This window comes from Fretibacterium sp. (genome assembly GCF_057312375.1).
The window spans coordinates 1-23,260 of sequence record NZ_DBHLDX010000030.1; the positions used below are offsets into that span (position 1 = coordinate 1).

Sequence of the window (23,260 nt, forward strand, 5' to 3'; positions counted from 1 at the left end):
CGGAGGGCACGGTCTGCTGCAAGTTCTGGGGCCTCGGCTCCGACGGCACGGTGGGTGCCAACAAGAACTCCATCAAGATCATCGGCGACCACACCGACATGTACGCGCAGGGCTACTTCGACTACGACTCCAAGAAGTCGGGCGGCATCACGGTGTCCCACCTGCGCTTCGGCAAGTCCCCCATCAAGTCCACCTACCTCATCGACTCCGCGGACTTCATCGCCTGCCACAAGCAGGAGTACGTCCACCAGTACGACCTGACGGCCGGCCTGAAGAAGGGCGGCACGTTCCTCCTCAACACGCAGTGGACGACCCCGGAGGCCCTTGAGGAGCACCTGCCCTCCGACCTGAAGCGCAAGCTGGCGAACCTGGGCGCGAAGTTCTACGTCATCAACGCCGTGGACGAGGCCCAGAAGATCGGCCTGGGCAACCGCACCAACTCCATCATGCAGGCCGCGTTCTTCAAGCTGGCGAACGTCATCCCGATCGACGACGCGGTGAAGTACATGAAGCAGGCCATCGTCGATACCTACGGCCGCAAGGGCGAGAAGGTCGTCAAGATGAACCACGACGCCGTGGACGCGGGCCTGAAGAGCCTCATCGAGATCAAGATTCCGGAGGGCTGGAGCGCTGCGCCGGACCAGGTTGTGCAGAAGCGTGGCGTGCCGGACGAGATCCCGGAGTTCGTGACCGAGCAGTGCCAGGTGATCAACTCCCAGAAGGGCAACGAGCTGCCCGCCAGCGCCTTCACGGGCGAGTACGTGGACGGCCGCTTCCCCTCCGGCACCGCCGCCTACGAGAAGCGGGGCGTGGCGGTCAACGTGCCGGAGTGGAACGGCGAGAAGTGCATCCAGTGCAACCAGTGCTCCATGGTCTGTCCCCACGCGGCCATCCGGCCGTTCCTCCTGGACGCCGCCGAGCAGGAGGCCGCGCCGAAGGAATTCGGCGCCGTCGAGCCCAAGGCCAAGGCGCTCAAGGAGGCGGGCTACCGCTACAAGATTCAGGTGGACACCCTGGACTGCCTGGGCTGCGGCAACTGCGCGGACATCTGCCCGGTGAAGGCCCTTGAGATGAAGCCCACGGCCTCTCAGGAGGGGGAGATCGACAACTGGACCTACGCCGTCGAGAGCGTGGCGGACAAGGACAAGGTCGTCGATAAGTTCACCGTCCAGGGCAGCCAGTTCCAGCGTCCGCTCCTGGAGTTCAGCGGCGCCTGCGCGGGCTGCGGCGAAACGCCCTACGCCAAGCTGATCACCCAGCTCTTCGGCGATCGCATGATCATCGCCAACGCCACGGGTTGCTCCTCCATCTGGGGCGGCTCCGCGCCCAACATGCCCTACACGGTCAACGCCGAAGGCCGCGGCCCGGCCTGGGCGAACTCGCTGTTCGAGGACAACGCCGAGTACGGGTACGGCATGAAGCTCTCCGTCAACGTCAAGACGAACTACCTGGTGGAGGCCGCGACGAGCCTGATCAAGATGGAGTGCGTCCCGGAGGAGTATAAGAAGGTCCTTCAGGAGTGGCTGGACACACACCTGGACGGCGAGAAGTCCAAGGCGTCCGCGGCGAAGGTGGAGGAGCTCCTGGACGGGGTGTTCTGCTGCTGCGGCGGTCACGAGCACGAGCACGCGGACCTCAGCGACGAGGCCATGGCGGAGTTCACGAAGATCGCGGAGTACCACGATTACCTGGTGAAGAAGTCCGTCTGGATCTTCGGCGGCGACGGCTGGGGCTACGACATCGGCTACGGCGGCCTGGACCACGTCCTGGGCAGCGGAGAGGACATCAACGTCCTCGTCCTGGACACCGAGGTCTACTCCAACACGGGCGGTCAGGCCTCCAAGTCCACGCCCACCGCGGCGATCGCGCAGTTTGCTGCGAGCGGCAAGCGCGTGCGCAAAAAGGACCTGGGCCGCATGGCCATGACCTATGGACACGTGTACGTGGCGCAGGTGGCCATGGGGGCCGACAAGAACCAGCTGCTCAAGGCGCTGAAGGAGGCTGAGGCCCACAAGGGGCCCTCCCTGATCATCGCCTACGCCCCCTGCATCAACCACGGCATCAAGGCGGGCATGGGCAAGACCCAGGCTCAGTCGAAGAACGCCGTCGAGGCGGGCTACTGGCACCTGTACCGCTGCAATCCGAGCCTCGCCGCGGAGGGCAAGAACCCCTTCATCCTCGACTCCAAGGCGCCGACGAAGGACTACAAGGAGTTCCTGATGAGCGAGGTGCGCTACGCCTCCCTGAAGCTGGGCTTCCCGGACATCGCGGACAAGCTCTTCGAGCAGGCGGCGCAGGAGGCGCGCGAGCGCTACGAGACCTACAAGGCGATGGCGGAGATGGGCCCGGTGCCCGTCAAGGCGTAAGCGCCTGCCGGCAGAATACAGGTTACAACCCAAGGCGGGTCCGGGGCGTCGCCCCGGACCCGCCTCTTTTGGCCTTGTCCCCGCGGGGCGATCGCTTTTGGGGAGCTTTTGCAGCCCCGAGGTCTGATGGTCCCCGATGGTCTATAATACAGGGGGATGAAACGTCCGATTCCGTAAATCTTTGAGGGGGTCGTCGATCATGAGGGCGTCTTTTAAATTGTGGCTTTATGCGCTCGCGCTGTTGTGCTTCGCGTGGGAGGGCGCGGCCGCCGCGTCGGATTTCGAGTTCAGGGGCGGGATTGAGCCGAAGGATCCGACGTCGCGCCTCCTGGCCTTTTACGTCAACCGCTTCACGCCGGAGGAGCTCACGCTGACCATCGACGGAGAGCCGGACGCCTCAGGCCGCTACCGGGACCTGTACATGGACCTGACGGGCGTCATGATCGAGGGCGTGAGGCTGGACAAGCTGACGTTCCGCATGCTGGACGTGCAGTTCAACGCGCCGGAGAATTGGGCGTCGGGCGACGTGGAGTGCAGGAGCGCACTCCAAATCTACGCCTATGGACGTATCCTCCAGGATGACATCAACCGAAGCCTGGAGGCCAAGACCTTCGGCGAGGACGACCACTGGCGCCAGGTCTCCATGACCATCGCGCCGGAAGGGCTGAAGGGGCGGGGCTACTACATGGCGAAGGTGCTCTTCGTCACGCTGGACATTCTGATCGAGATCGACAGCGAACTCAAGATCGTGGGGAACAAGGAGCTGTGGCTGAAGGACCCGCAGGTGAAGATCAATCGTCTCGACCTGCCGGACTACATCACGAATCAGGCCCTGTCTCAGATTCAGCCTCTGCTGGACCTCAACCGCTTCCCCCTGCCGATGAGCCTGCACAAGGTCGAATTGGAGGAGGGCCGTGCCATCCTCTCCACCCGTGTGCTGCCGGAGCCGATGGAGCGCGGCGTCACCTATCACTACACCGCGCGGTAGGCGTCGATGAACAGCATCGACCGCAAGCGCTGCCTCTGGGTCGTCGTTTCGGCGCTCGCTCAGGGCCTCCTGCTGGGGGCGTATTCCGTCACCCGAAGCGGCCCCTTCCTCTGCGTTCCGCTGACGCTGGTGGTCATCGTCCCCTTCGTCTTCTGGCTGGCTCAGGAGCACTGGGGCAGACGGCTTCGGCGCTTTCTGATGGGGCTGTCCCTCGTGCTCGCCGTCTTCTACGCCTACCGGCTGTGGTCCGTCTGGCCGGTGAACGACGGCTTTTTCCTCGTCCCCTCTCAGAGGATGGACGTGATCCGGGCCTGCATGGCCGTCTTCCTGCTGATCCCGTTCTTTCAGTGCCGCATCGCCACGTGGAGCTGGCGCGTGCCCTACTCGGAGATATTCTTTCAGCTGTGCCGCAACCTGTTCCTGCTCTTTCAGGCCGTCATCGTCATGGCCGTCTTCTGGGGGCTGCTCTTGACGGCCAGCCTGCTCTTCGACATCGTGGGGCTGAACTTCGTCCCCTACGTCCTGTTTCACCCCATGGTGGCCGCCCCACTCTCCACGCTCACGATCGCCGTTTCCATATTCGTCGCGCTGAAGCATCCCGGCATCGACTCCCTGGGGCGGTGGATCCTCTCCATCCTGGCCTGGCTCCTGCCCCCCTTCTCCCTGCTCTCCGTCGTGTTCATCGCCTGCCTGCCCTATTCGGGGCTGCGCACGCTGTGGAGTACGGGGCAGGCCAGCTCCCTCATCCTGCTCCTGGAGCTGGGGACGATCCTGCTGGCGAACGCCGCCTGGCTGGACGGAACGCGGAGCCCCTTCACCGGCAAGGGCGTCAACGTGCTGTCGCAAATATCCCTCCTGTGCCTCCCCTTCTACACGGTGATCTGCCTGTACTCCCTGGGGCTTCGGGTGGAGCAGTACGGCCTCTCGGTGGACCGGATTCAGGCGGCGTTCCTGGCGGTGGTGACGGGGATATGGGGCGTCGGTTACGCGGGGGCCGTCCTCATGCGCCAGTGGCCCTCCGCCATCGGGCGGGTCAACGTTGCTGCGGCCCTGATGATGACGCTTCTCGTCGCGGCCATGAACTCCCCCCTGCTGGACCCCTATCGGCTGGCGGCAAACAACCAGGCCGACCGGCTCCTGGGCGGGCGCATCGCTCCGGAGGACTTCGATTATCTCTACATGCGCTTCAGCCTGGGACGGTACGGCAATTACGCGCTGGAACGCCTCAGGGAGAGCCGTGGGCCGCGGGCCGACTCGATCCGGAAGCGGATCGTCGCCGCGATGGGCGTGGACCCGGAGGAGTACCTGCGGGACCTGGAGAGCAGCGTCGCCCCCGCGTCGCAGCGGCGCGAGATCCTCAACAACGCGAGGGTCTACCCGCGGGGACGCAGCCTCTCGAAGCCGCTGAAGGATTGTCTGGTCCAGATCTGGGAGGATGAGGAATCCATGCTGCGGAGCGTCCGACACAGCACGGAAGTCGCCTTCGTGTTTCAGAGGGTGACGGACGACCCGGAGGAGGCGGGGGAGGACCTGTTGATGATCCTCAAGGGGATCGGGGTCGTCCTAAAGGTCAAGCAGAACGACGTGCGGCCGGTGGGGTTCTTCCAGGGGGAGGACATATCGCCCAGGGCCCTTGCCTCTTCGGACGTCAAGGTTTTGGTGCCCCGGTTCCGCGACGTCGATTTCAGCGGGGTTCGGCACCAGGTCCTGCCCCTGAGGTGAGGGAGAACCGCCTCGAAAAAGGGCGCGGAACTGCGCCGTCGAGCGCTACCGTTCCGCGTCCTTTCGATACTGTGCGTAGAGCATCACGAGCTTGAACTGCTGTTCCATGGTGACGTCGGTGAACTCCAGCCCCGTGGTGAAGAGGCCGTCCGCCCGGTCGTAGACCATGAGGAAGTGCCCGTTCAGGACGAGGTCCTCCTTGACGTCCTTGAACTTGAGGCAGACGTCCTGCCATTCGACATCGCTGTCCTTCAGGACCCCCGCCGCCTGCTGAGGGCTGAAGCGAAGCCGGACGCCGGTGACGCTCAGGTCCAGCACCTCGGCAGCGAACCAGGCGTCCCCTTGAAGAGGCAGCTGAAACTCCGCGGAAGATTGATATCTCACTCTCGTGCAGCGACGTTTTTCCTTGCCGGCCGTGTTCTGCTCCAACGAATACCCCTCCACAAAACGCACCCCTCCATTTGGCTGCGCGTGATGCATACCTTATTAGCATATCACGTTTGAAGGGAATTGTGTATTAAAAGGGATAAAAAAAGGAAACACTGACTAGAACCTGTCGTTTATGGTTGTAAGGAGGTCTTTTGACGTGAAAATTGCCCTTTTTGCGAGGGGACGCTGGGCGTTTCTTCTGGCTGCATCCCTGCTGTTCGCGCTCCTGGCGGCCGCACCCGCCCGCGCCCTGGCGACGGACTGGCGGAGGCTCTGCGAGTCCGGAACGCCTGCGGAGGTCCAGGAAGCTTTGAGGACGAGCTCTGCGGACGAGCTCCTGCCCGACGGCAGCCGTCCGCTGCACGTCGCCGCCGAGTACGCCCGGAACCCGGAGGTCGTCCGGCTGTTGCTGAAGCACGGCGCGTCCCTCACCTCGGTGGGGCTGGAGGGGTTGACCCCGTTGATGCTGGCCGCGGCGTACAACCCCAACCCTGCCGTGACGGAGGCGCTCTTGTCGGCGGGCGCGTCGCCGGACGTGCGGGACGAGAAGGGCAGGACGCCCCTGCACCTGGCTGCGGCGACGAACGGCTCGCCTCAGGTTGCCGCGGCGCTCCTGAGGGCTGGGGCCTCGGCAAGGGTCCGGGACGGGGAGGGCAGGACGCCCCTGTGGTTGGCGGCCTCCCGCGCCGATCCGCAGGTCCTGGAGCTCCTGTTGGACGCGGGGGCCCACGCAGATGAGGCGAACGAGGCGGGTGTCACCCCCCTGCAGGCAGCGTGCGAGCGCCCGGACGCGGAGGTGCTGCGCCTCCTGGTGGAGGCAGGGGCCGACGTGAACCGGCGCGACGAGGGCCGCCGGACCCCCGCGATGCGGGCCGTGGCCGCGGGGGCGAACGCGGCGGCGCTATCGGCCCTGGTGCAGGGACGAGCGGACCTGGCGGCCGAGGACGACCTGAACCGCGGGGCGCTCTTCCTGGCGGCCTCGAACCCCCTGATCTCCGCCGACGCCCTGGCGCTGCTGGCCGCCGACGGGGAGGTGGACGTGCGAGAGAGCCGGCTGATGACGCCGCTGATGGAGGCGTGCCGCTCGGACAACCTGCCCGCCGCCTCGGCTCTGCTGGACCTGGGGGCCTCTCTCGCGGCGAGGGACAAGAACGGATGGACGCCTCTGATGTTTGCGGCCGTCAGCGCGTCGCCGCCGACGATCCGCTTCCTGGCGGAACGCGGGGCCTCGCTGCGGGACGAAACGCCGCAGGGCGACACCCCTTTGACGGTTGCACTGGGGGCCGGAGCGAGGCCGGAGGCCGTCGAGGCCCTTCTGTCGCTGGGAGCGGACCCCAATCATCGGAACCTTCAGGACCTCTCGCCGCTGATGATCGCGGTTGCGGGAGGTGGCGACGGCGCGAGGCAGGTGGGGGAAGCGGAGAGGGCCGCGGTGCTCGAGGCCCTGCTGAAGGGGGGAGCGGACCCCGACCTTGCGACCTGGGACGGCCTGACGCCCCTGATGGTGGCCGCCCGAAAGGGTAGTGCGGAGAGTATCAGGGCTCTGGTCGAGGCCGGAGCCTCCGTCGATGGGAGGAGCCGGTACGGCATGACCGCCCTGATGGTGGCTGCCGTGACGCCTGCCCTCCCTGCTGCGGCGGAGCTCCTGCGGCTGGGCGCGGACGTTTCCCTTCAGGACCGGGACGGCATGATGCCGCTCTCCCACGCCGTCCAGGGCCCTGAGAGCGCGCGTGAGGTGTTGGCCCTCCTGGTCAAGGCCGGCGCCAGCGTGGACGTGCGCATGGCGCGGGAGATGACGCCCCTGATGGACGCCTCCCTCCGGGGCAGCGAGTGGGCCGTGAAGGCGCTCCTCGAGGCCGGAGCGGACGTGGGGGCGCGGGACTTTATCGGCTGGACCCCGTTGCACTTCGCGGCGAAGGGGCGGTCCGGGGCGAAGTGCGCGGAGGCCCTGATCGCCTCCGGTGCCGCGGCGGACGTTCCGGACGACGGGGGCACGACCCCTCTGATGGTGGCCGCAGCCAGCGATAACCCGGAGGTCGTGAAGATGCTTCTCGCGTCGGGTGCAGACCCGTCCCGAACGGACCGCACGGGCCGCAGCGCCCTGGGCTACGCCGTGATCAAGAACGCGAGGCAGTGCATCCCCCTTTTTGATGTAAAAAAGTGACGGGCAGCGCTCAAACGCTCCGCAGTGCCTTCGGGAACGATTCGAGGCGGGCTGGTTGAGGTTCACCGATCCGCCCCCGCCGGGAGGCAAATTGAGAAAACAGATTGACATTCGCCCGGCGGCCCCTTATAATGTCACAAAATTTCAGCGAAGGAGGATGCCCGCAAATGAACCGAAGCCTTGCCGTCAGGTCCGCGATGTCCTGCCCTGCGGGCGCGTCCTCCTGTGACGCGGCGGCTTCCTTCGCGCGCGCTTCCCTTTGTGTTTTGGATCCCCTGATGGACGCCCTTTTTGTGGCGTCCATTATTATTATTGCCCTTATCGCCATGATTGGCGGGCAGCTCGCCGTCGTCCTATCGGTCGTCGCCGTGGTCCTGGCGGTCGTTGTAAGGGATGAAAAAAAGAATACTTAAGGGGAAGCCAAAAAATTTTTTTAAGACGCTCCATCGCGCGGCTGCACTCTTAAAAGAAGGGCAGCCGCCTTTTTTTGGCCACAGGTCCCCAGGATCGCCGAACGGCCGTCGGTGGACGGGGATAGGGCATAGACGTTCTGTGAGATTGAATTCAAGGAGAGGAAAACGATGAGAAAAATGACCAGAAAAGTTTTTACCCTTGCTGCAGGGCTTGCCCTGAGCGTTGTCGTGGCGACGGGCTGCGCCTTTGGAGCCGAGGCCTTTAAGCTGGGCGGCACGGCGCCCCTGACGGGCGGCGCGGCCATCTACGGCAATGCCGTGAAGAACGGTGCTCAGATCGCAGTGGACGAGATCAACGCCATGGGCGGGGTGCAGTTTGAGCTTCGCTACGAGGACGACGTCCACGACGCCGAGAAGGCCGTGAACGCCTACAACCTCCTGAAGGACTGGGGGATGCAGCTCTCCATGGGGGCTGTCACCTCAAAGCCCTGCGAGGCCACGGCTGCAGAGACCTTTAACGATCGCATCTTTGCGCTGACGCCCTCCGCTTCCGCGAAAGCCGTCACGGCCAATAAGGACAACATGTTTCAGATGTGCTTTGTGGACCCCAACCAGGGCTCTGCCTCCGCGCAGTACATGGTCAACAAGGGCCTGCCCCGGAAGGTCGCCGTCATCTGGAAGAACGACGACGTGTACTCCAAGGGCATCCACGATACCTTCGTCGCCAAGGCGAAGGAGCTGGGCATCGAGGTCGTCAGTGACACGACCTTTGCGGACGGCAACGACACGGACTTCTCCGTGCAGCTCACCGATGCGCAGAAGAACGGAGCGGAGCTGGTGTTCCTCCCCATGTACTATCAGCACGCATCCCTGATCCTGGCTCAGGCGGCCGGCATGGGGTACACGCCCCGATGGTTCGGCGTGGACGGCATGGACGGCATTCTGACGATGGAGGGCTTCGACACGAAACTGGCCGAGGGAGTGATGCTCCTGACTCCCTTCAACGCGGATTCGGAAGACGAGCGCACGGCAAAGTTCGTGGCGGAGTACAAGAAGCGCTGCAAGGACGTGCCGAACCAGTTTGCGGCCGACGCTTATGACTGCGTCTACGCCTTCAAGATGGCCCTTGAGAACGCCAAGGCGACGCCCGACATGGACGCCCAGACGCTCTGCGGCCTCATGATCGAGCAGTTCACCTCCATGACCTTCTCCGGACTGACGGGGACCAACATGACCTGGAACAAGGCCGGCGAGGTGACGAAGGACCCGAAGGGCATGGTCATCAAGGATGGCGCTTACGTGGGGCTCGACTAGCCTCAACCGTCAGCGGGGGAGGGTGGCCGCCCTCCCCGCGCTCCTTTTGGGGGGTGCGTCCAGTGCGCCGGCATGTCCCGACCTGCTGGACGCGCCCTGCCGGAGGAGAGGATTCGGGGGCGACGGCGACTGCCGTTGCGCGGTTTCGGTTTTGAGAGGTGCGTTCATGATCTTTTTAAGCTTTATCATCAGCGGGATCAGCCTGGGCAGCATCTACGCCATCATCGCCCTGGGCTACACCATGGTGTACGGCATCGCGAAGATGCTGAACTTCGCCCATGGAGATGTCATCATGGTGGGGGCTTACGTCTGCTTCTACGCTGTCGCCCGCTATCAGCTTCCGGCCGTGGCGGGGGTGGCGCTTGCCATGTTCGTCTGCACGATTCTGGGCATCATCGTGGAGCGCCTGGCCTACAAGCCCCTGCGTCAGGCGCCGTCCCTGGCGGTGCTCATCACGGCCATTGGCGTCAGCTACTTTCTGCAGAACTCGGCGCTCCTGCTCTGGACGTCGAACCCCAAGATCTTTCCCTCGGTGGTGGGAAAGGGGACCCTGAAGTTTTTCGGCGGGCAGCTCTCCATCTCCTACGTCACCATCGTCACCATCGTCACCTGCGTGGTCATCATGCTGGCTCTGACCTGGTTTACGGGCAGGACCCGCATGGGCAAGGCCATGCGCGCCTGCTCGGAGGACAAGGGGGCCGCGCAGCTGATGGGGATCAACGTCGATGCCACGATCTCCATGACCTTCGCCATCGGCTCGGGGCTGGCTGCCGTGGCGGGGGCGCTGCTCTGCTCCGCCTACCCGACCCTGATGCCGACGACGGGTTCCATGCCCGGCATCAAGGCCTTCACGGCGGCGGTCTTCGGCGGCATCGGCTCCATCCCAGGAGCCCTGTTTGGAGGCCTGCTGCTGGGCGTCATCGAGATCTTCGCGAAGGCCTACATCTCGACGCAGCTCTCGGACGCCGTGGTGTTCGCCGTTCTGATCGTGGTGCTCCTGGTGAAGCCCGCAGGGCTCCTCGGCGTACAGGTTCAGGAGAAGGTGTAGCGCGATGACGATAAAAAGGTTTGTCAACCTGAAACGGGCGGAGGCGCGACGGATCTTCACCACCTACGTCGTCGTCGTGGCGGCCTACGGCCTCATGCAGATTCTGAGCACAACGGGCCTTCTCAGCTCCACCATGCGGGGGATGCTGGTCCCCGTCTGCGCCTACATGGTCATGGCGATTGCCCTGAACCTTGTGGTGGGCATCCTGGGAGAGCTCTCCCTGGGACACGCCGGCTTCATGTCCGTCGGGGCCTTTACCGGCGCTGCCTCGGCCATCATGCTGCAAAACCTCATCCCCTTCGCCCCCGCGAGGCTGGCCGTCGCCATGCTCATCGGGTCGGGCTTTGCCGCCGCTGCGGGATTCCTCATCGGCATCCCCGTGCTGCGGCTGAAGGGAGATTACCTGGCCATCGTGACGCTGGCGTTCGGGGAGATCATCAAGAGCGTCTTCAACAACTTCTACCTGGGCATGGACTCGGGCGGCATCAGCTTCAGCATGCTGAGCGACAACACGCGCCTCCTGCCCGGTGGACGCCTCATCATTGCGGGCCCCATGGGCATCGGCGGCATCCAGAAGATATCCACCTTCACGGCGGGCTTCATCCTGGTGATGATCGCGCTCGCCGTGGTGTACAACCTGATGAACAGCCGCGCTGGACGCGCGTTCATGGCCATCCGGGACGACCGCATCGCAGCGGAGAGCGTCGGGATCAACATCACCCGCTACAAGATGATGGCCTTCGTCACCTCCGCGGCGCTGGCCGGGGCGGCAGGGGCCCTCTTCGCCATGAACTACTCCACGATCGTCGCCAACAAGTTCGACTTCAACACCTCCATCCTGGTGCTGGTGTTCGTGGTGCTGGGCGGCCAGGGGAACATTCTGGGGTCTATCGTCGCGGCCGCGGCCCTGACGATCCTGCCGGAGAAGCTGCGCCAGTTCGCGGACTATCGGATGCTGCTTTACGCCGTCGTGCTGATCGCGGTGATGCTGGCCACGAACAACGCTGCGGTTAAGGGGTTCTTGACGCGCTTCAACCCCTTTGTGAGGCGTGCAAGGAAGGAGGACGAACATGCCCTTTAAGCGGAGGAAGACGCGGCTGGTTCCCGTCCCGTCCAATGCCGTGATTCCCGATCGGGACGCGGGCCGCGCCCCGATCCTGGAATGTGTCAACCTGGGGATCACGCTGGGGGGGCTGAAGGCGGTGGAGAACTTCAACCTGACCATTGGACGGACGGAGATCGCCGGGCTCATCGGGCCCAACGGCGCGGGCAAGACCACGGTCTTCAACCTGCTGACGAAGGTGTACCAGCCCACGTCGGGCACCATCCTGCTGGACGGGCAGGACACCAACAGCATGACCACCGTGCAGGTGAACCGGGCGGGCATCGCGCGCACGTTCCAGAACATTCGCCTCTTTGGCAACCTCAGCGTCGCGGACAACGTGAAGGTCGCCATGAACAACGACATGCACTATGGCATGTGGAGCGCCGTGCTGCGCCTGCCGAAGTTCCGACGGGAGGAGCGCGCCGCCCACCGTCGCGCCCTGAAGCTGCTCTCGATCTTCGACATGCAGGACATGGCGGACGTTAGGGCGGGCTCCCTGCCCTACGGCGCGCAGAGGCGTCTTGAGATCGTCCGCGCGCTGGCCACGAACCCATCCCTTCTCCTGCTGGACGAGCCCGCAGCGGGGATGAACCCCTCGGAGACGGTGGAGCTGATGGAGAGCATCCGCAAGGTGCACGACATGTTTCAGATCGCCATCATGCTCATCGAGCACGACATGAACCTGGTCATGAACATCTGCGAGGGCATCTGCGTCTTGAACTTCGGACACGTCATTGCCAAGGGCACGCCGGAGGAGATCCAGTCCGATCCGGCGGTTATCGAGGCCTACCTGGGCAGACAGGAGGGGGCATAGCCATGGACCCCATTTTGAAGGTGGAGGGCCTTCACGTCTACTACGGCAGCATCCACGCGATCAAGGGAATCTCCTTCGACGTCAGGGAGGGGGAGGTCGTTACGCTGATCGGTGCGAACGGCGCGGGCAAGTCCACGACCTTGAACACGATATCGGGCCTGCTGCACCCCAAAAGCGGTACCGTGTCCTTCCTGGGGCAGGGGCTGGCGCACACGGCGCCGCATAAGGTGGTGGAACGGGGACTGGCTCAGGTGCCGGAGGGGCGGCGCATCTTCCTGCAGATGACCGTGAAGGAGAACCTGGAGATGGGAGCCTACGTGCGGATGGGGAGGGACGGCAGCGTCGCGGAGGACCTGGAGATGGTCTATGGCCTCTTCCCGCGGCTCAAGGAGCGCCGCCGCCAGGTGGCGGGCACGCTCTCCGGCGGCGAACAGCAGATGCTGGCCATGGGCAGAGCGTTGATGAGCCGTCCCAGGCTCTTGATGTTGGACGAGCCCTCCATGGGCCTCGCTCCCCTTCTGGTGGAGCAGATCTTCGACATCATCAGAAACCTGAACGAGCATGGCTCCACGATCCTGCTGGTGGAACAGAACGCGCGGATGGCGCTCTCCATCGCGAGCCGCGGCTACGTACTGGAGACGGGGAAGATCGTCACCACGGGCACGGGCCAGGAGCTCCTCGCCTCCCCGGAGATCAAGAGGGCTTACCTCGGCGGAGATTAAGGATAAGGAACGGGGGCCACCGGCAGGCGGCCCCCGTCTTCTGTTTTTTGTCGATGGTGCGCCGGGCGGGCGTCGGCTAGAGGCCGGCCACGCGCTCGGTCGTCCTGGCGGAGAGGGTTCGAACCTCCTCTGCGTCGGCCTCGAAGCCTTCCCGGCCCATCAGGCCGTAGGTGTACTTCTTTCCCTGCTCGACCCCCGGCTGGTCAAAGGGGTTGACGTTCAGCAACCACCCCGTCATGGCCGTCACGTACTCATAGAAGTGGATGAGCGCGCCCAGGCGGCGCGCGTCCAGCGCGGGGATCGAGAGCATGGCGACGGGGCGCCCCACCTTGTGCAGCGCGGCTGCCGTGGCCTCGGCCTCGAAGTTGCGCAGCTTATCCATGGACTTTCCGTAGAGGTAGGAGAGCTTCTTCAGGGCCTTCTCCGGAGCGGCGGGTAGGGCGATGTCGCGCTTGTCCTGCTCCACGGTGAGGATGGTGTAGAGCTTATCGTCGGGCCCCGACGTGTAGAGCTGGATCTGGGAGTGCTGGTCGATGGCGCCCAGCGCACGAACCGGCGTGGAGCCCTTGCCCTCCTTGCCGAGGGACTCGCCCCACAGTTGGGCGAACCACTCGCCAAACTTTTCGAGGTGATCGGAATAGGGCATCAGGACGCTGATGCCGCGTCCTGCGTTCATGTGCAGGTAGTTCAGCCCGGAGAGGACCCAGGCCGGGTTCTCCAGCACGGACTGGGCGCCGGCGATCCGTCCGTCCATTTCTCCTAAGCCCTTCAGGAGCTCCGTGCCGTCAATGCCGAGGGCCCAGCCCGTCAGGAGGCCGACGCAGGTGAGCACGGAGAAGCGCCCGCCCACGTCGCCTGGCAGGATCAGACTCTTGCAGCCCGTTTCGTCCACGAAGGGACGCAGGACGCCCTGCTCCTTGTCCGTGATGGCGATGACGCGCTCGCGGGCCCCGGCCTCACCCAGCGTGTCCCGCAGCTTCTCCCAGAAGAAGAGGAAGTTCGACGCCGTTTCCGCCGTGCTGCCCGACTTGCTGACGACGACGACGGCCGTGCTCTCCGGGTCGATGAGGTCCCAGATCGCGCGATTCTCCGATGGGTCCACGTTGTCGGACATGAAGAAGCGGGGACCGCCGCGCTTGGCCTGGGGGATCTCGTTCCAGAAGGGGGGCAGGAGCGCGTTGTGCAGCATCTGATTGCCCAGGGCGGAGCCGCCGATCCCCACCTGAATGACGGACTCTCGGGTGGAGAGCCAACGCGCCATCGTCTGCACGTCGTCAACGTTGCGTTTGGCGAGGTTCATCCAGCCGAATCCCTCTTTGCCCGCAGCCGCGTTCTCTCGCAGCCACGCATCTCCGGCCTGGAATCTGGGCGTCAGGGCGGCCAGGTCCGTGAAGGTGACGGCCCCTTTCTTCTCCGGGAACGCGGCCCCATAAGCAAGCGACAGCAAGGTCTTTTCAGTCATCGTTAACCCCTCCAAACATAAGCACTCAAAACGTCTACGCCGCACTCAGGGTCCAGTTTCTTTCAGGGGACGCGGCCCCATCCTGCGGGTATCTTAACATATTTATGAATAGAAATACAGCAGCGACAAAGCAATGAAGGACGTCAAAAAGGTGCGCCGGCGAGTTGAGGGGCCTCCAATATGTTATTTCAATTTTAAGAATTTAAGGCTTTTTGATGCATAAACGTATCTGGATTCTTGTTTTATGTGGAAGAATGGCTTATCATAGGAGGGTGCAGGACGTCGTCCTGTTTTTTGTCGTAGCAGGTCATATTCTCGAGAGCTCTTTGCTGTGGGGGCTCTAACGGAGCCTTTGCAGTTCAGCAGTGCATATTATCTTGGAGGGGGAAGGTCATTTGCATAAGATACTGGAGAAGAGGCAGCTCTCTCATGACCTTGAGAGGGGTCAGAGCGTCTACTACTTCAAGGTGACGGCGCCGGAGATCGCGCGGAACCGGAAGGCGGGGCAGTTTATCATCTTCCAGATCGATCGGGACCTGGGAGAGAGGGTGCCCTTGACCATCGCGGACGCCAACGCGGAGGAGGGCTGGATCGCCCTCGTGTTCCAGACGGTGGGGGCGACGACGCTCAAGCTGTCGCAGCTTGAGGTGGGCGACGAGATCCCCGTTCTCCTTGGGCCTCTCGGCAGTCCCACCCACATCGAGAAGGTGGGGACGGTGGTCTGCGTGGGCGGCGGCATCGGCGTCGCGCCCATGTATCCCATCGTACAGGCCCACAAGAAGGCGGGCAACAAGGTCATCACCATCATCGGGGCTCGGTCTAAGGACCTGGTCATCTTTGAGGACGAGATGCGGGCCATCGCGGACGAGGTCATCGTCGTCACGGACGACGGCACCTACGGGCGCAAGGGCCTGGTGACCGAGCCGCTGAAGGAGATCTGCGAGGGCAAGGACGGGCACGCCCTGCCCAACGAGGTGGTCGCCATCGGGCCTCCCATCATGATGAAGTTCTGCGTGGCCACCGCGAAGCCCTTCGGCGTTCCCATCACCGTGTCCCTGAACACGATCATGATCGACGGCACGGGCATGTGCGGCGGCTGCCGCGTCTCTGTCGGGGGCGAGACGAAGTTCGTCTGCGTCGACGGCCCGGAGTTCGATGGCTACAAGGTGGACTTCGACAACATGATGACGCGCATGGGGGCGTTTCGCGCTAGGGAGCAGGAGGAGTACCACAAGTGCCGCATTGGCTTGGACGCGAAGGCGGGGGCATGACGATGGAACACAAGACGACCGAAATGTTGGCCCAGGAGGCCGAGAAACTCTGGGGCGAGATTCAGGGTAAGACGCTGACCCCCAAGGACAGGGCGGCCATCCCGCAGCAGGAGATGCCGTCGCGGGATCCGGTCAAGAGGGCCCGCGAGATGGGGGAGGTGGCGCTGGGCTACACGGTGGAGCAGGCCAGGGTTGAGGCGGAGCGTTGCCTGAACTGCAAGAATCAGCCCTGTGTGAAGGGCTGCCCCGTGGGGGTCCACATTCCGGACTTCATCGCGCACATTCAGAAGGGCGATTTTAAGGCTGCCGTGGACACCATCAAGGAGACGAACCTCCTTCCGGCGATCTGCGGTCGCGTCTGCCCCCAGGAGAAGCAATGCCAGAGCTTCTGCACGGTGGGCAAGATGCTGAAGTCCACGGAGAAGGCCGTAGCCATCGGGCGCCTGGAGCGCTTCGTGGCGGACTGGGAGCGAAACAACAATAAGACCACCGTCCCCACGCCGGCTGCCCCGACGGGCAAGAGGGTCGCCGTCATCGGTTCGGGCCCGGCCGGGCTGACCGTGGCGGCGGACATCCGCAGGGCGGGACACGACGTCACGGTCTTCGAGGCGCTTCAGAAGCAGGGCGGCGTGATGGTCTACGGCATTCCTGAGTTCCGTCTTCCCAAGGAGATCGTGGCGAAAGAGGTTGAGAACCTCAAGAAGATGGGCGTGAAGTTCGAGACGAGCTTCCTTGTGGGGCGCACAGAGACCCTGGAGCAGCTCCTCGAAACCGATGGGTACGATGCCGTGTTCATCGGGACGGGCGCAGGCCTCCCCAAGTTCCTGAACATCGAGGGAGAGAACCTGACCGGCGTCTTCAGCGCCAACGAGTACCTCACCCGCGCCAACCTGATGAAGGCCTACGACACGGAAGAGGCGGATACCCCCCTCTATCAGGCGAAGCGCGTGGCCGTCTTCGGCGGCGGCAACGTCGCGATGGACGCGGCCCGCATGGCCTACCGCCTTGGGGCGGAGAAGGTCTACTGCATCTACCGCCGTACCCGTGCGGAGATGCCGGCCCGCGCCGAGGAGGTGGAGCACGCCTTCGAGGAGGGCGTCGAGTTCCTCTTCCTGCAGAACCCCACCCGCTTCATTCCCCTTGAGACGGAGGACAGGGCCCTGAAAGGGCGCGTCGCAGGGGTCGAGCTGCTGGACTACGAGCTGGGAGAGCCCGATGCGTCGGGCCGCCGCAGCCCGGTGGCAAAGCCCGGCACGGAGCACGTGCTGGAGATCGACGCCGCAGTCGTCGCGCTGGGCAACATGTCGAACCCCCTGATGGCGAAGACGACCGCGGGGCTGAACGTCAACAAGCGCGGCAACATCATCGTCGAGGAGGAGACGCAGAGGACCAGCCTGGACAAGGTCTGGGCGGGCGGCGATATCGTCCTCGGGGCGGCGACCGTCATCCTGGCCATGGGCGAGGGGCGCAAGGCGGCCGCCAACATCAACGAGTACCTGGCGAAGAAATAACGGAGCGCCTTCTTTTTCGGAAGACGTCGGTTTGCTTGGGGGCGGGGGCTTCTCCGCCCCTTTTGTCTAAGGGAGTGCGGTTGACCTTAAGAAGTTGTTGGAAGCGATCAAAGACCATCGAAAATAAGGGGTCCCTCCAGCAGTGCAGCCTTTGTGAAGGGAAGTGGATTTTGAATGAGAGTGGCGGAGCGTTTCAGCAAGTTTAAGCCGTCTGGCATGATGCGCATGTTTCGGGCCATCGCCCAGATGGAGGGCGTCCTGAACCTCAGCATCGGCGAGCCGGATTTCACGACGGAGCCGGACATCATCGACGCCGCGGCGCGGGCCGCACGGGCGGGCAGCACGCACTATCCCCCGCTTCAGGGCTTTCGCGACCTGCGCGAGGCGGTGTGCGGCTATTGGGAGCGGCACCATGGCCTCAAGGTGAGCCCTGAGGAGGTCGTCGTCGCGAACGGGGCCCTTCAGGCGACGCAGCTGCTCTTTGACGCGCTGCTGGATCCGGGTGACGAGGTCCTGCTGCTGGAGCCCTATTTTACGGTGTACGCGGTGCAGATTCGGGACTGCGGGGGCGTCCCCGTTGGGGTCCCCACCAGGGAGGAGAACAACTTTGCCCCCACCGCGAAGGACCTGATGAGGGCCGTGACGCCCAAGACGCGCGGGATCGTGGTCAACTCGCCCGGGAACCCCTCCGGCAGCGTGTACTCCCGCGAGCAACTGGAGGTGATCGCAGCCTTCGCCGCGGAGAGGGACCTGCTCGTGATCAGCGACGAGATCTACGAGTCCCTGGTCTTTCACGGCGAACACGTCTGTTTCGCTTCCCTTCCGGGGATGCGGGAGAGGACGATCACGATCGGCGGCGTGTCCAAGAGCCACTGCATGACGGGATGGCGCCTGGGCTATGCCATGACGCCGCCTGACGTGGCCTCCACGATGTGCCTCCTGTCTTCCTCTCAAACCTATGGCGTGTGTACGCTCGCCCAGAAGGGTGCCGCCTACGCGCTCAACACGCAGGACGCGAAGGTCGAGGAACGAAGGGCCGTCTTCGGGGAGAGGCTCAGGGCGACGGAGGCCAGGCTGAACGCGATGAAGGGCGTCCGATGCCGGCCGGTGGAAGGGGCTTTCTACCTGTTCCCGGACGTCAGTGGGACGGGGCTCTCCAGCGAGGAGTTTGCCCTGCGCGCCCTGCGGGAAGCGGGGGTCGGCGTCCTGCCGGGCAACGCCTTTGGGGAGAGCGGGGAAGGGCACATCCGCATCGCCTGCACCCAGGCCATGGAGAGCCTCATGAGGGCCATGGACGCCCTGGAACGCTTTACGGCCGCCTTGTAGCGTCCTGTCCTCGTGCGTAAACAAAAGTGCTGTATTAGGGAGGAACGACCATGCTGAACGATACCGAACGGGATTTTCTGTCAAAGCTGAATGGGACGGAGATTGAGCGGGACCTCAGGGAGATTACCCGATACGAACGCCCCTCGGGCAGCGAAGGAGAGAGGTTGGCTCACGATTACGTGGCCAGTCGCCTGGAAGAGAATGGCATGAACCCCTCGAGGACAACCTTTCCTGCATGGACATTTTCCTTTGGGGAAGCGCGGATGCGCTTTTGGTCCCAGGGGAAAGAGGAATCCCTTCCCGTGAAGATTTGGGGGTACTCGCCCGACGTTTGGGAGAAGCCCGTTCGGGGGAAGGCAGTCTTCGTTCCCCCAGAAAGCTTTCCGCCAGACTCCATCGCCTGGTTTGCCGACCGCAGTTCCCGGTCCGCAAGGGACCTGGAGGGTAAAATTGTCCTGAGCACCACCAGATCCGCCGTTGCGATCCGAGATGCTTTCGAGCGCGGGGCTTTTGCCTATGTCTTCTGTTGGCCGTATGGCGACGAAGACGTCATCCACGAGAGCGCCGTGTGTGCGGGCTGGGGGGCGGCCCTTCCAGAGGACGTCGAGCTCTATCCGAAGATTCCCGTCTTTGCCGTCAATCATATAGGAGGCAATCGGTTGATGGAACTTGCCGCATCAGGAGATCTGGACATCGAGCTCCGCGGCCGTTCCAAGTCCGAGGTCAAGGAGCTTCCTCTATTGGAGGCGCGTCTTCCCGGGGACTCCCCCTATTTTGTCCTGTTGGGCTCTCACATGGATGCCAAACATCACGGCGCAACGGATAATGGGACGGGATGCGCCCTGATGCTGGCCCTCGCCTTACGCTTTTCGAGCCTGAAGCGGCGGCCTTTTGGCCTGCGCTTCTGCTGGTGGTCGGGACACGAGTTCTCCAAGTACGCGGGGTCCTCCAACTATGCGCTCGAGCGTTTTGGGGAGTTGGACGAACACTGTCTTTGTTATATCAACGCCGATGTCCCCGGAGCAAAGGGGTCCGAAGATTTCTCTCAGGTCGCCGCAACGCCGGACTTCATGGCATTGGCGCGCGGTGCGGTGCGGGATGTCACAGGGCAGGACGGAGAGCATTTCGGCCCGGTCAATTCCTACGATCAATCCTTCTATAATATCGGCGTGTCCTCGTGCTTCATATGGTCCTCCCAGACCGCGCCGGACTCCCCTCATGCCAGCGGCAAAGGGGGGATGCCCTGGTGGTGGCATACGGAGGAGGACACCTTCGGCAAGCACGATATGAAGGTCCTGATGCAGGACTGCCGTCTCTATGCTCTGGGAACCCACCGTATTTTGGAGCCCGGCTGGCTCCCGGACGACAGGGCTCTGTGGGATCGTCTGATCGGAGAGCTCGAAAAAATCGACGACAGGCAAGTTCCGGGCCTGCATTCCATCTTGATTTCTCTGAAGAGCAGTCGTGAGCGGTTGGCGGGGAAAAGCGGTCTGAAGGAACGCCTATTCGTGATTCGTAGATTGAATCAAGCTCTTTACTGCCAGCGGGCCCCTTATTTTCAGGACTTCCGCATGGGGGAGGCGTACGTGCCTGGTCTGTCCCTGCCGCTGGAAGCCCTGGCCACCCAATCGCTTACGGACAGGGCAAAGTTCGTCCTCGACCGTTATATCCTCGCTCAGCGCAATCGATTGCTGTCCCTGGCGCAGGAACTGGAGAGGTGTTAAGGGGCACCGATAGAGGCAGCCCCTTCCTCTCTTTTTACCCCCTCCCTCAGAGAAGGGGATAATGACAGGCGGCGAAATGCCCGCTGCCGATGCCGCTCAAAAGGGGCTCTCTTTCGGCACACTCCTTTCGGGCATTGGGGCACCTGGGATGGAAACGGCAGCCTGGTGGCAGGTGAATGGGGCTCGGCAGCTCTCCCGAGATTGCGGTTTCTGTGCTTCTGAGCCTCGGATCGAGCGGGGGCTCCGCCCTCAGAAGGATGTCCGTATAGGGATGTGCCGGGTGCTCGAACAGCGCTTCGGTGTCCGCTAATTCGACGATCTTGCCGAGGTACATAACCGCGACGCGATGCGATATGTGTCTCACGACACGAAGGTCGTGCGATATAAACAGGATGGTGAGGTGCAGTCGCTCCTGAAGCTCCTCCAGCAAGTTGATGATCTGGGCTTGTATGGAAACATCAAGTGCCGAAACCGGTTCGTCCGCGATGATGAAGCGGGGGGCCGGCGCAAGGGCTCGTGCGATGCCGATGCGCTGGCGTTGGCCCCCAGAAAACTCTCCCGGCAAACGGTCTGCGGCCTCCGCTCCAATCCCGACCATGGAGAGAAGCTCGTAAAATCGTTTCTCCATATCGGTTTTGTGACAGATTTTGTGGAACGCCAGGGCCTCCATGAGCATCTCGCGCACGGACATGCGTGGATTAAGCGAGGAGTAGGGATCCTGAAAGATCATCTGGAGGTCCCGCCTTACCTTGCGCAGCTCTCGTTTCTCCATTCGCGTGATGTCCTTGCCGTCAAACAGTACGGACCCCTCGTCCGGGGTGTAAAGACGAATCATCGTTCGGGCCAGTGTGCTCTTGCCGCACCCGGACTCCCCCACCAAGCCCAGGTTTTCGCCCGTTTGGATATCCAAGTCAATATCGTCCACGGCCTTGAGGACCTCTTGAGGATTTCCTGAGATAAAATCCGTGAGCTGCCGTTTCAAGGGAAAGTATTTTTTTAACCCCCGTACCCGTATCAAGGCCGTATCTTTGTCCAACGTGTCCATGTTACCGTCTACCCCTTCCTCACATCCGGGTCGGAAAACGCACTTCGTCCGGCAGCTTCGCGTGAAAATAGCAACGCGTGAAGTGCCCCTCGGCAATCTCCGTTAAAGGAGGCAATCCTATCCTGCAACACTCTCCGGCCCAATCACAGCGTGGTTCAAAAGGGCAGCCTGAAGGAAGATTCTCAAGGCTCGGGGGAGCTCCCGCAATAGGCTGAAGCCTGGTCCTCGTTCCTTTTCCGCGAGGAAGGGAACGGAACAGGCCGTGCGTGTAGGGGTGTCGGGGATGGAAAAAAAGCGTAACCGTATCGCAGAGCTCCATGACGTGCCCTGCGTACATTACAGCGACGCGGTCACACATCTGCGAGACCACCCCCAGGTCGTGCGTGACCAAAATGACGCTCATGTTCATGCGCTCCTTGAGCCCTCCAATGAGCTTCATGATCTGATCCTGTATGGTGACGTCCAGTGCCGTCGTGGGCTCATCGGCGAGCAGGAGGCGGGGTTGGGAAGCTAAGGCGATGGCAATCATGGCCCTCTGACGCATTCCGCCTGAGAACTGATGAATATATTCGTCTATTCGCTTCTCTGGGGATGGAATCCCGACCAAGTGCATCAATTCAAGGGCACGAGCTCGTTTCTGAGCCCGGCTCATCTGCGGCTCCAGGGACTCGAAGATCTGCGTACGGATCGGGAGCACGGGATTCAAGGCCGTCATCGGCTCCTGAAAAATCATGCTGATCTCCCGTCCTCGAAGGCGCCTCAGCTTATCCATCGGAAGCTTCAGCAGATCCGTCCCCTCGTAGAGAATTTCTCCTCCGATAATTTTCCCCGGCGGGTTGATGAGGCGTGTGATGCTACGGCACGTTGCGCTCTTGCCACAGCCGGACTCTCCAAGCAGGCCGAAGGTCTCCCCACGCCGAACGGAAAAGCTGACGCCGTTCACCGCCTTAACCGTATTTTCCCCGGTGATGAAGTGTGTCCTTAAATCTTTGACCTCCAGCAGGATATCGGACATTGAACGTCTCTCCTATCGGCCCTTGGTGCGCAGGAGATCGGAGAGGCCGTCTCCGATCAGGCTGAACCCAGTTCCCGCGATCGCCAAACAAAGGCCGGGCAGGGCCGTCAGCCACCACGCTTTTGAGATAAAGGCTCGCCCTCCCGCGATCAGCGCCCCCCATTCAGGGGTCGGGGGCTGAATCCCCAATCCCAGGAAACTCATCGCAGCTCCTGCAAGCATGCACATCACCACATCCGACGCTCCATAGACGATACAGGAGCTGACAACATTGGGAAGAATATGGCGCAGAAGGATGCGTGCGTCGGAGTATCCCAGGACGCGCGCAGCCTGTACGTATTCTGCGTCCCGAATGACCAGAACATCGCTCCGCATCAGGCGTGCGTAGGTCCTCCAGCCCACGAGCCACATCGCTATGTAAAGGTTGGCCGTTCCCGGTCCAATGATGGCGACGATGACGATGACGACCAGAGTAAAGGGAAAGGCCAGGAAAATATCCAGTATCCGCATGAGCAGGGCATCGATCCATCTGCCGTAATAGCCTGCGAGAAGGCCGATGAGAGAACCAACGATGAATGGGACGATCATGGCGACCAGTCCCAGCTGAAGATCGACCCGAGCCCCCCAGACAACCCGGGAGTACAGATCGCGTCCAAAGTTATCCGTGCCAAAATAATGTTCTGCGGAAGGAGGCTGCAAGATCGCATCCACGTTGTGATCGTTTGGATTGTGCGTGGCGATGCGTTCGGGAGCGAGGGCGACGATGCACATCAAGGCCACAATCGCAAGGCCGATGGTCAGCGAAGAGTTTCCGAGGATGA

At 62.9% G+C, this 23,260-nt stretch carries 18 protein-coding genes; 13 read left to right on the forward strand and 5 right to left on the reverse strand.

All coding sequences use genetic code 11. The features are described from left to right. From nifJ to ACO41U_RS06105, 3 genes are all read left to right on the forward strand, one after another. The coding region (gene nifJ, locus ACO41U_RS06095) for a pyruvate:ferredoxin (flavodoxin) oxidoreductase (protein WP_485942401.1) at positions 1-2,366 on the forward strand (2,366 nt) is incomplete at its 5' end. A gap of 199 nt (positions 2,367-2,565) precedes the next feature. Continuing rightward, a complete protein-coding gene (locus ACO41U_RS06100; RefSeq protein WP_485942403.1) occupies positions 2,566-3,354 on the forward strand; it encodes an LmeA family phospholipid-binding protein in 789 nt (262 codons plus the stop codon). A 6-nt stretch (positions 3,355-3,360) separates the two neighbouring features. After that, entirely contained in the window at positions 3,361-5,076 is a 1,716-nt protein-coding gene (locus ACO41U_RS06105) for a hypothetical protein (RefSeq protein ID WP_485942405.1), read from the forward strand. Positions 5,077-5,121: 45 nt separating this feature from the next. Here the strand turns inward: ACO41U_RS06105 and ACO41U_RS06110 are convergent, their stop codons facing one another. Further along, positions 5,122-5,505, reverse strand: coding sequence for a PilZ domain-containing protein (locus ACO41U_RS06110; protein WP_485942407.1), 384 nt, complete (start codon positions 5,503-5,505; stop codon positions 5,122-5,124). Between the two features lie 157 nt (positions 5,506-5,662). On the opposite strand from ACO41U_RS06110, the gene ACO41U_RS06115 reads away from it, so the two are divergent. The 6 genes from ACO41U_RS06115 (at position 5,663) to ACO41U_RS06140 (ending at position 13,085) form a co-directional block, all read left to right on the forward strand. Further along, a complete protein-coding gene (locus tag ACO41U_RS06115; protein WP_485942409.1) occupies positions 5,663-7,669 on the forward strand; it encodes an ankyrin repeat domain-containing protein in 2,007 nt (668 codons plus the stop codon). Positions 7,670-8,250: 581 nt separating this feature from the next. Beyond that, the gene (locus ACO41U_RS06120; protein WP_485942411.1) at positions 8,251-9,396 is read left to right on the forward strand and encodes an ABC transporter substrate-binding protein; all 1,146 of its coding nucleotides are present in this window, start codon (positions 8,251-8,253) and stop codon (positions 9,394-9,396) included. A gap of 166 nt (positions 9,397-9,562) precedes the next feature. Continuing rightward, complete coding sequence (locus ACO41U_RS06125; RefSeq protein ID WP_485942413.1) at positions 9,563-10,444, forward strand: branched-chain amino acid ABC transporter permease; 882 nt, start codon at positions 9,563-9,565, stop codon at positions 10,442-10,444. Positions 10,445-10,448: 4 nt separating this feature from the next. Next, complete coding sequence (locus ACO41U_RS06130) at positions 10,449-11,525, forward strand: branched-chain amino acid ABC transporter permease (RefSeq protein WP_485942415.1); 1,077 nt, start codon at positions 10,449-10,451, stop codon at positions 11,523-11,525. Then, positions 11,515-12,363, forward strand: coding sequence for an ABC transporter ATP-binding protein (locus ACO41U_RS06135; RefSeq protein WP_485942417.1), 849 nt, complete (start codon positions 11,515-11,517; stop codon positions 12,361-12,363). The genes ACO41U_RS06130 and ACO41U_RS06135 overlap by 11 nt, the downstream gene beginning before the upstream one ends. A gap of 2 nt (positions 12,364-12,365) precedes the next feature. Beyond that, positions 12,366-13,085: an ABC transporter ATP-binding protein gene (locus ACO41U_RS06140; RefSeq protein ID WP_485942419.1), complete on the forward strand. Its 720-nt coding sequence runs from the start codon at positions 12,366-12,368 to the stop codon at positions 13,083-13,085. Positions 13,086-13,161: 76 nt separating this feature from the next. On the opposite strand, the gene ACO41U_RS06145 is transcribed toward ACO41U_RS06140, so the two are convergent. Then, positions 13,162-14,547 carry a glucose-6-phosphate isomerase gene (locus ACO41U_RS06145; protein ID WP_485942421.1) on the reverse strand — a complete coding sequence of 462 codons (1,386 nt, stop codon included), beginning with the start codon at positions 14,545-14,547 and terminating at the stop codon, positions 13,162-13,164. A 395-nt stretch (positions 14,548-14,942) separates the two neighbouring features. On the opposite strand from ACO41U_RS06145, the gene ACO41U_RS06150 reads away from it, so the two are divergent. The 4 genes from ACO41U_RS06150 (at position 14,943) to ACO41U_RS06165 (ending at position 20,379) form a co-directional block, all read left to right on the forward strand. Next, complete coding sequence (locus tag ACO41U_RS06150) at positions 14,943-15,818, forward strand: sulfide/dihydroorotate dehydrogenase-like FAD/NAD-binding protein (protein ID WP_485942422.1); 876 nt, start codon at positions 14,943-14,945, stop codon at positions 15,816-15,818. After that, on the forward strand, positions 15,782-17,329 hold the full coding sequence (gene gltA / locus ACO41U_RS06155; protein WP_485942424.1) for an NADPH-dependent glutamate synthase: 1,548 nt from the start codon (positions 15,782-15,784) through the stop codon (positions 17,327-17,329). The genes ACO41U_RS06150 and gltA overlap by 37 nt, the downstream gene beginning before the upstream one ends. 174 nt (positions 17,330-17,503) lie before the next feature. Continuing rightward, on the forward strand, positions 17,504-18,655 hold the full coding sequence (locus tag ACO41U_RS06160; RefSeq protein WP_485942426.1) for a pyridoxal phosphate-dependent aminotransferase: 1,152 nt from the start codon (positions 17,504-17,506) through the stop codon (positions 18,653-18,655). A 50-nt stretch (positions 18,656-18,705) separates the two neighbouring features. Further along, entirely contained in the window at positions 18,706-20,379 is a 1,674-nt protein-coding gene (locus ACO41U_RS06165; protein WP_485942428.1) for a M28 family metallopeptidase, read from the forward strand. 46 nt (positions 20,380-20,425) lie between these two features. On the opposite strand, the gene ACO41U_RS06170 is transcribed toward ACO41U_RS06165, so the two are convergent. The 3 genes from ACO41U_RS06170 to ACO41U_RS06180 form a co-directional block, all read right to left on the reverse strand. Then, positions 20,426-21,424: an ABC transporter ATP-binding protein gene (locus ACO41U_RS06170; protein WP_485942430.1), complete on the reverse strand. Its 999-nt coding sequence runs from the start codon at positions 21,422-21,424 to the stop codon at positions 20,426-20,428. Between the two features lie 19 nt (positions 21,425-21,443). Next, entirely contained in the window at positions 21,444-22,439 is a 996-nt protein-coding gene (locus ACO41U_RS06175) for an ABC transporter ATP-binding protein (protein WP_485942432.1), read from the reverse strand. A 12-nt stretch (positions 22,440-22,451) separates the two neighbouring features. Then, the coding region (locus tag ACO41U_RS06180; protein ID WP_485942434.1) for an ABC transporter permease at positions 22,452-23,260 on the reverse strand (809 nt) is incomplete at its 5' end.

Bases quoted from the DNA above. Each gene is read 5' to 3' on its own strand.
- ACO41U_RS06165 (WP_485942428.1), top strand. From the start codon at position 18,706: ATGCTGAACGATACCGAACGGGATTTTCTGTCAAAGCTGAATGGGACG.
- ACO41U_RS06160 (WP_485942426.1), top strand. From the start codon at position 17,504: ATGAGAGTGGCGGAGCGTTTCAGCAAGTTTAAGCCGTCTGGCATGATG.
- ACO41U_RS06125 (WP_485942413.1), top strand. From the start codon at position 9,563: ATGATCTTTTTAAGCTTTATCATCAGCGGGATCAGCCTGGGCAGCATC.
- ACO41U_RS06130 (WP_485942415.1), top strand. From the start codon at position 10,449: ATGACGATAAAAAGGTTTGTCAACCTGAAACGGGCGGAGGCGCGACGG.
- ACO41U_RS06175 (WP_485942432.1), bottom strand. From the start codon at position 22,439: ATGTCCGATATCCTGCTGGAGGTCAAAGATTTAAGGACACACTTCATC.
- ACO41U_RS06170 (WP_485942430.1), bottom strand. From the start codon at position 21,424: ATGGACACGTTGGACAAAGATACGGCCTTGATACGGGTACGGGGGTTA.
- ACO41U_RS06105 (WP_485942405.1), top strand. From the start codon at position 3,361: ATGAACAGCATCGACCGCAAGCGCTGCCTCTGGGTCGTCGTTTCGGCG.
- ACO41U_RS06120 (WP_485942411.1), top strand. From the start codon at position 8,251: ATGAGAAAAATGACCAGAAAAGTTTTTACCCTTGCTGCAGGGCTTGCC.
- ACO41U_RS06135 (WP_485942417.1), top strand. From the start codon at position 11,515: ATGCCCTTTAAGCGGAGGAAGACGCGGCTGGTTCCCGTCCCGTCCAAT.
- ACO41U_RS06140 (WP_485942419.1), top strand. From the start codon at position 12,366: ATGGACCCCATTTTGAAGGTGGAGGGCCTTCACGTCTACTACGGCAGC.
- ACO41U_RS06100 (WP_485942403.1), top strand. From the start codon at position 2,566: ATGAGGGCGTCTTTTAAATTGTGGCTTTATGCGCTCGCGCTGTTGTGC.
- ACO41U_RS06145 (WP_485942421.1), bottom strand. From the start codon at position 14,547: ATGACTGAAAAGACCTTGCTGTCGCTTGCTTATGGGGCCGCGTTCCCG.